The organism is Streptomyces humi (assembly GCF_001005085.2).
GTDB classification, from domain to species: Bacteria; Actinomycetota; Actinomycetes; order Streptomycetales; family Streptomycetaceae; genus Streptomyces; species Streptomyces humi.
Map to the genome: position 1 here is coordinate 1 of NZ_LBMU02000178.1, position 5,816 is coordinate 5,816.

Sequence of the window (5,816 nt, forward strand, 5' to 3'; positions counted from 1 at the left end):
CCCTCGCTCCACCCGCGCCCGCGTCCTTGCCCTCCCCCCACCCGCGCCCGCGTCCTCGCGAGGCCGGCCCTTGCCACCCCCGTGACCATCGCGTCCCCCGTCCGGCCCAACGCCGCTCAGCCAGAAGAGGCGAGCGGGCGTGACCGGTGTGACCTTGGTGGAAGGTATGGGCGCGCGCACGGATCGAGGAGGCTGCATGGCCGAGGGACTGGTCGACGGCAGAGCGCCCCGCACTGCCCCGGTGGACGGTTCCACCCACCCCCTGCCCACCTTCGAACGCATGGCCGCGGTCGCCGACGCCGTCCTCTACGAGGGCTACCTCCTCTACCCCTACCGGCGGTCCTCGCCGAAGAACCGCGCCCGCTGGCAGTTCGGGGTCCTCTTCCCCCGCCCCTGGGTGGAGGCGGACGGTCCGGTCAACCCGGGCGTGTCGGGTTCGGCGGACTCCTGGTACCAGCAGACGGAGTGCCTGGTGCGGGTGCGGCGGCCGGACGCTGTCGTACGGCTGCGCGTGCGGTACCTCCAGACGCAGCACAAGCAGGTCGAGAACGCCGACGGCCGACCGGTCGAGTCTCTGACCTGCGACGACGGGACCGTGCAGCTCACGTTCGAGGAGGCGGTGCCGCGCGAGGCCGACCTCATGACGGCGCTGGCGGAGGGCGAGCACACGTTCGCGGTGGGCGCCCCGGCCGGTACCGACACGCAGGACCTGCCCTCCGGTGCCGGGCGGGTCGTACGCGACCGGGCCGAGGTGCGGGCGAATACCACGCTGGTGGTGGAGCGGCTGGGCGAGGACGTCCTGCGCCTGAGGGTGCGCACCGTCAACGAGGGACGTACGGCGGATCCGCGTGGCCCCCGGGACCGGGCCCTGCGCAACGCCCTTGTCGCGACCCACACCCTGCTGAGCGTCGAGGGCGCGGAGTTCGTCTCCCTGATCGACCCGGGCCCGGCCCTTCAGGAGGCCGCCCGGAGCTGCCGCAACGACTTCACCTTCCCGGTGCTCGGCGGCGCACCGCCGGCCGTCGCCCCCGTGGACGGCGCGGTCTCGCCCCTGCTGCTCTCCTCGCCGATCATCCTGCCCGACCATCCGCAGGTGGCGCCGGAGAGCCCGGGAGACCTGCACGACGCCGGTGAGATCGACGAGATCCTCACCCTGCGCACGATGCTGCTGACGGACGAGGAGAAGCGGGAGGCGCGGGCCACCGACGCGCGGGCCGCCGAGATCCTGGACCGGGTCGACACCATGCCGCCGGAGGTGTTCGGACGGCTGCACGGCGCGATCCGCTCACTGAGCCCGGCCGCCGCCCCGCCCGCCGCCGCCCCGCCCGCCGCCGCCCCGCCGGCCGCCGGCCGGCGCGCCGCCTGGTGGCAGGAGGGCGGCGACGACGGGCTGTCCCCGACCACCGACACGGTCCTCGTCGACGGCGTGCGCGTGGGCGGCGGCTCCGCGGTGCGGCTGTGCCCGCGCGGCAAGGGCGCCGACGCCCAGGACATGTTCCTGGTCGGCCGGAGCGCGACCGTGGCCGCCGTCTTCCACGACGTGGACGGCAGCACCCGGCTCGCGGTCACCGTCGACGACGACCCGGCGGCCGAACTGCACGGCTGGTACGGACGATTCCACTACTTCCGGCCCGACGAAGTCGTGCCGCTCGGGGGCACCGACGTCCCGGATCCAGCGACGGCGACCACGCCGTCCCCGGGGCCCACTCCATCGGAGGCCTAGCGCATGAGCATCAAGAACGGCACCACCGCCGTGGGCGGCGAACCCGGCGAGACCCGGGAACACCAGGGGTTCGACGAGATCACCATCCTGTGGATCTCCGAGGGCATGAGCTGCGACGGCGACACCGTCTCCGTGACGGCGGCCGACCAGCCCTCCATCGAGGACCTGGTCCTCGGCCTGATCCCGGGGATGCCGAAGGTCAACCTGGTCAACAAGGTGCTCTCGCCGAGCCTGGGCGGCGAGGACTTCCTCGCCCCCTACCGGGCGGCGGCACGGGGCGAACTGGAGCCGTTCATCCTCGTCATCGAGGGGTCGATCCCGAACCAGAACATCATCGAGGGCGACGGCTACTGGACCTCGTTCGGCAACGACCCGGAGACCGGCCAGCCGCAGACCATCAACACCTGGATCGACCAACTGGCGCCCAAGGCCTGGGCGGTGGTGGCCATCGGCACCTGCGCGACCTTCGGCGGCATCCACGCGATGGCCGGCAACCCGACCGGTTCCATGGGTCTCGCGGACTACCTGGGCTGGGACTACCGGTCCCAGGGCGGACTGCCCGTGGTGAACGTGCCGGGCTGCCCGGTCCAGCCGGAGAACTTCATGGAGACCCTGGTCTGGGTGCTCTACCACGCCGCGGGCACCGCTCCGCCGCCCCCGCTGGACCACATGCTGCGCCCGCAGTGGCTGTTCGGCCGCACGGTGCACGAGGGCTGCGACCGCGCCGCCTACTACGAGCAGGCGACCTTCGCGGCGGACTACAACTCGCCCAAGTGCCTGGTCAAGACAGGCTGCTGGGGACCGGTCGTGAACTGCAACGTGCCCAAGCGGGGCTGGATGGCGGGGATCGGCGGCTGCCCGAACGTCGGCGGCATCTGCATCGGCTGCACCATGCCGGGCTTCCCGGACGCCTTCATGCCGTTCATGGACGAGCCGCCCGGCGGCACCCTCTCCTCGCTGGCCATCAAGCCGTACGGCGCGGTCATCCGCCGCCTGCGCGGCTTCACCAACGAGCTGGTCAACCACGAGCCCAGGTGGCGCCACAACAAGCGCAAGCTCACCAGCGGATACGCCCCGCGCTGGCGGCCCTGAACCAGAGCACCGACCCGACTCCCCCCACACACAGCAAAGGTCAGCGAGCCGATGACAACAGAGGCCCGGCGCACAGGGCGCAAGCCCGCGCAGATCGTGGACATGTCCTGGGATCCGATCACCCGGATCATCGGAAACCTGGGCATCTACACGAAGATCGACTTCGCCAACCGGGAGGTGGTGGAGTGCCACAGCACCTCCTCCCTCTTCCGCGGCTACTCCGTCTTCATGAAGGGGAAGGACCCGCGCGACGCGGGCTTCATCACCTCCCGCATCTGCGGCATCTGCGGCGACAACCACACCACCTGCTCCGACTACGCCCAGCAGATGGCGTACGGCGTGAAGCCGCCGCCGCTGGCCGAGCACATCGTGAACCTCGGCGAGGCGGCCGAGTACATGTTCGACCACACGATCTTCCAGGACAACCTGGTCTTCGTGGACTTCTGCGAGCAGATGGTCAAGGCCACCAACCCCGGCGTCCTGGCCCGCGCCCAGAAGACCACCGCGCCGCGCGGTGACATCCACGGCTACCGGACCATCGCCGACATCATGAAGGCCTTCAACCCCTTCGAGGGCGAGGTCTACAAGGAGGCGCTGAAGGTCTCCCGGACCACCCGTGAGATGTTCTGCCTGATGGAGGGCCGCCATGTGCACCCCTCCACGCTCTATCCGGGCGGTGTGGGCACCATGCCGTCGCCGACCGCGTTCACCGACTACCTCAGCCGGCTGATGCACGTCATCGACTTCGTGAAGAAGGCCGTCGCCATGAACGACGACGTCTTCGACTTCTTCTACGAGGCCCTGCCCGGCTACGAGGAGGTCGGCAGGCGCCGCATCCTGCTCGGCTGCTGGGGCGCCTGGCAGGACCCGAAGGTGGTCGACTACAAGTACGAGAACATGAACCGCTGGGGCAAGGCGATGTACGTCACCCCGGGCATCGTGGTCGACGGCGAGCTGGTCACCAACAACCTGGTCGACATCAACCTGGGCCTCAGGATCATGCTGGGCTCCTCGTTCTACGAGGACTGGGTCAACGAGGACCCGTTCGTCACCCACGACCCGCTCGGCAACCCCGTCGACATGCGGCACCCGTGGAACCAGACGACCCTCCCGGTGCCGCAGAAAAGGGACTTCGAGGGCAACTACAGCTGGGTGATGAGCCCGCGCTGGTACGACCAGCGCACCGGCGACCACCTCGCCCTCGACACCGGCGGCGGCCCGCTGGCCCGGCTCTGGTCGACCGCGCTGAGCGGCCTCGTCGACACCCCGTACATCAAGGCCACCGGACACAGCGTGCGCATCTCGCTGCCCAAGGGCGAGACGCTGCCGGAGACCACGCTGGAGTGGAAGATCCCGAAGTGGTCCAACACCCTCGAACGGGACCGCGCCCGGCCGTACTTCGTCGCCTACGCGGCGGCCATGGCCCTTCAGTTCCTGGACGAGGCGATGGGCCTGGTGCGGTCCGGCGACACCAAGGTGTTCGAGGACTTCGAGGTGCCGGACGAGGCGATCGGCTGCGGCTTCCACGAGGCCGTGCGCGGGGTCCTCTCCCACCACCTGGTGATCAAGGACAAGAAGATCGCCAACTACCACCCGTACCCGCCGACCCCGTGGAACGCCATCCCCCGCGACAAGTTCGGCACCCCGGGCCCGTACGAGGACGCCGTGATGAACCAGCCGATCTTCGAGGAGAACGGCCCGGACGACTTCAAGGGCGTCGACATCATGCGCACGGTCCGCAGCTTCGACCCCTGTCTGCCGTGCGGTGTCCACATGTACACGGGCAAGGGCAAGACCCTCACCGTCACGCACTCGCCTACCTACGGCGCGAACCATGGCTGACGGACGGCTCGACGGACCGGCGGTCGAGGCCCGGCTGGCCCGGCTCGACACCCTCCTCGAAGGTCTGGAGACCGCCCAGGGCCCGGCCGGGCGGTCGGCCGCCGAGGCGGTGCGCCTGCTCACCGAGGTCTACGGCGAGGCCCTCGCCCGGGTTCTCGACCGCGCGGACGCGCCGCTGGCCGGGGCGCTCGCCGACGACGAACTCCTCGACCACCTCCTGGTCCTGCACGACATCCACCCCGACCCGCCCGAGCGCCGGGCCGCCCGCGCGGTCGAGCGGCTGCGCCCGGCGGTGCGGGAGCGCGGGGGCGACGTCGAGTGGGCCGGCATGGACGACGAGGTGGGCCGGGTGCGGCTGACCTCGGGCGGCGGTTGCGGCTCCGGGTGCGGCGGAGGTACCACGGAGGTGACCGACGCGGTCCGGGAGGCGGTGCTCGCCGCGGCTCCCGAGCTGGCGGACGTGCGGCCGGTGGCCGAGGCCCCGGCGCCCGCCTTCGTCCCCCTGGACTCGCTGCGCCGGCCGCAGGAGGCACGGTGACCACCGACGGTGCCCTGGCCCGTCTCATCCGCTCCGCCGCCGACCACCGGCCGGCGACGGAGACGGAGGTGTGCGACCTGTGCGCCGCCCCGGTGGCCACGGACCACCCGCACCTCTACGACACCGGACAGGACCAGGTGCGCTGCGCCTGCCGGCCGTGCTCGGTGCTGTTCGCCGACGGCCGGCAGGGCACCGGCGACGGCCAGTTCCGGCTGATCCCGACCCGCCGGGTCCGCCTCCCGAAGGTGGACACGGCGGCCCTCGGGGTCCCGGTCGGCCTGGTCTTCTTCGTACCGCGCGCCGACGGCTCGGTGACCGCCCAGGGGCCGAGCCCGGCGGGTGCCATGCGCTGGCAGGTGGACGCGGCGGCCTGGCAGCGCGCGGTCACCGGCTGTCCGCCCCTGGCCGGCCTGGCCCCCGACGTCGAGGCACTGCTGGTCAACACCGTGCACGGCCTCGACCACCACTGGATCGCACCGGTCGACGACTGCTTCCGCATGCTCGCCGTGGTGCGCCGGGAATGGCGCGGCCTGTCCGGCGGAGGCCGGATGTGGCCTGCCGTGGAACGTTTCTTCGAGGAACTCACCGAACGGTCCTGAGGCCGAGCGGTCCTGAGGCCGA

5 protein-coding genes are annotated in these 5,816 nt (G+C 71.5%); all 5 read left to right on the forward strand.

Features of this window, described 5'->3' with window-relative positions; all coding sequences use genetic code 11:
- The first annotated feature begins 196 nt into the window (after positions 1–196).
- The 5 genes from AAW13_RS43735 to AAW13_RS43755 are packed head-to-tail and all read left to right on the forward strand — an operon-like array spanning position 197 to position 5,794.
- Entirely contained in the window at positions 197–1,723 is a 1,527-nt protein-coding gene (locus AAW13_RS43735; protein ID WP_420855537.1) for a hypothetical protein, read from the forward strand.
- A 3-nt stretch (positions 1,724–1,726) separates the two neighbouring features.
- Positions 1,727–2,815, forward strand: coding sequence for an NADH-quinone oxidoreductase subunit B family protein (locus AAW13_RS43740; RefSeq protein ID WP_046732767.1), 1,089 nt, complete (start codon positions 1,727–1,729; stop codon positions 2,813–2,815).
- Positions 2,816–2,866: 51 nt separating this feature from the next.
- Complete coding sequence (locus AAW13_RS43745; RefSeq protein ID WP_046732766.1) at positions 2,867–4,657, forward strand: nickel-dependent hydrogenase large subunit; 1,791 nt, start codon at positions 2,867–2,869, stop codon at positions 4,655–4,657.
- Entirely contained in the window at positions 4,650–5,195 is a 546-nt protein-coding gene (locus AAW13_RS43750; RefSeq protein ID WP_046732765.1) for a NifU family protein, read from the forward strand. The genes AAW13_RS43745 and AAW13_RS43750 overlap by 8 nt, the downstream gene beginning before the upstream one ends.
- Positions 5,192–5,794, forward strand: coding sequence for a DUF5947 family protein (locus AAW13_RS43755; protein ID WP_046732764.1), 603 nt, complete (start codon positions 5,192–5,194; stop codon positions 5,792–5,794). The genes AAW13_RS43750 and AAW13_RS43755 overlap by 4 nt, the downstream gene beginning before the upstream one ends.
- Positions 5,795–5,816 lie beyond the last annotated feature (22 nt).